This is a genomic window from Providencia sp. (assembly GCF_052096715.1).
GTDB lineage: Bacteria > Pseudomonadota > Gammaproteobacteria > Enterobacterales > Enterobacteriaceae > Providencia.
Map to the genome: position 1 here is coordinate 9,264 of NZ_JBQDNB010000048.1, position 2,405 is coordinate 11,668.

Annotated in this window: 1 protein-coding gene; it reads right to left on the reverse strand. The window is 39.7% G+C overall.

Features of this window, described 5'->3' with window-relative positions; genetic code table 11:
- Nucleotides 1–678 precede the first annotated feature (678 nt).
- Nucleotides 679–2,405, reverse strand: a 1,727-nt coding sequence (gene fdhF / locus ACTH6U_RS20925) for a formate dehydrogenase subunit alpha (protein WP_441833057.1), incomplete at its 5' end; no start/stop codon positions are given.

The window sequence follows — 2,405 nt, forward strand, 5'->3', positions numbered from 1 at the left end:
GCTGTAGGGGTGTTGGCTTCATTCGCCAACCTCGGTCACATACTTATGTATGCTCCCAAGGATTAGCTTTACTTGCCGCCTATCTACAACCCTAATTATTTTGGGTGTTTCCTCTTCATACTTTGTGCTGTAGGGGTGTTGGCTTCATTCGCCAACCTCGGTCACATACTTGTGTATGCTCCCAAGGATTAGCTCAATTGCCGCCTACCTACAACACAAATTATTTTGAGGAGTATTTGGGGAGTGATTAAGAATCAAATTTATTAAACTTATTTTAATTTTTATAGTTACCATTCTTTGTGTTATGTGGAGAGTCTAACTACATATTTGCTTATTCCCTTCAAAATAATTTTCTGTTCTATCTATTTACAATTCAAACTAATTTAAATATAAATTGTAGCATTCTAATTAATAATAATTCTTATTAAGATTTAAGTTGGAAATGTATAATTATTAATATTTGAATAAATTGAATTGGATTATTAAGGACTGGCTAAGGTTAATTAGTTGAAGAGCCATTAATTGGTAATTACATGCTTAGCTATTAAATGAAATTATTATTTTTGTGATTTGAAAGTAATCGATATTGTTACTAGATTACGAATAAAAAAATCGGGTCACATACTTATATGCATGTGACCCGAACAGTTTTTTACAGTATAAAAAATGAAGGGAAAACTAAACTCCCTCGGCAGCCTCGCGTAATCTACGCTTAATCGCCGTATACTCTTGTACAACATAGTGCTCAGCTTTGTGTTGATCCACAATTGGTTCTACACGGACTGCACAATACTTGTACTCAGGTGTTTTGGTTATTGGGCTGAGGTTTTCTGCTACTAACTCATTACAAGCACCAATCCACCATTGATAAGTCATATAAATCGCACCTTTATTAGGACGTTCACTAATATTTGCACGAGTGATAACTTTACCTTGTTTAGAGGCTATCCATACCAGCTCTTGATCTTTAATACCCAATTTCTTCGCATCAGCGGTATTTATCTGAACAAAACCGGGTTCATCTGCTAATGCCGCAAGCGCTTTACAGTTACCGGTCATGGAACGGCAAGAGTAATGGCCAACCTCACGGACTGTGGCAAGTACCATCGGATAATCAGCGCTAACTTGGTCAATCGGTGGATGCCAATCACAAGTAAAGAACTGACCTCTACCATTTGGCGTATCGAAATTGCCTCCTTCGTATAAGTATTCAGTACCTTCACTTTCCAATGTACGACATGGCCATTGGATATAGGCGAGACCTGCCAATTTTTCATAAGTAGCACCATAGTAAATAGGGCAAAGCTCACGTAGCTCATCCCAAATTTCTTTGGTGTTGTTATAGTGCATCGGATAGCCCATTGCGGTGGACATCAAACTGATAATTTCCCAGTCTTTTTTCACATCACCAACAGGTTCAACCGCTTTATAAAAACGTTGGAATCCACGATCTGCTGCGGTATAGACACCTTCGTGTTCTCCCCAAGAGGTTGCTGGGAAAATAACATCCGCAATAGCGGCTGTTTTAGTCATAAAGATATCTTGAACAATCAATAGCTCTAATTTATCGAAAGTACGACGAATGGTCGCTAAATCAGGTTCAGTTTGCAGTGGATCTTCACCCATGACATAGTGCGCTTTTAAAATACCTTCATCGATGAAATGTGGAACTTCACTTAATGGGATCCCATTTTCATCTGGCATTTTTTCAATGCCCCAAAACTTAGCAAATTTATCAAGTGCCGCTTTATCATCGACATATTGATAACCCGGCAAAGTATTTGGCAGAGCACCCATATCACAGGCGCCTTGAACATTATTTTGACCACGAACGGGGCCGACCCCAACATGCGGTTTACCTAAGTTACCCGTTAATAATGCTAAACTTGTGAGGGATTGAACGGTTTCGACACCTTGATAGAATTGTGTGACACCCATGCCCCATAAAATCATGGCACTTTCAGCATTTGCATACATGCGAGCCGTTCTACGGATATCTTCGGCTTTGATACCGGTTGTTTCTTCAACAGATTCAGGTGTATAAGGTGCGACTAAAGCACGGTATTCATCGAATTTATCTGTGTGAGCCTCAATAAAGGCTTGGTCATACAGGTTTTCTTCAATGATCACGTGAGCGAATGCATTTAGTAATGCAATATTAGAGCCGTTTTTCAATGGTAAATGAATATCTGCGATACGCGCGGTTTCAATATAACGCGGATCACAAACAATAATTTGAGCCCCTTTTTCTTTCGCTTTTAAAATACGACGCGCGACAATAGGGTGTGAGTCTGCGGCATTATAACCGAAGACAAAAATACATTTGGCATCCTCAATTTCGACAATTGAGTTACTCATTGCGCCATTACCGACCGAACGCTGCAGACCTGCAACCGAAGGGCCGT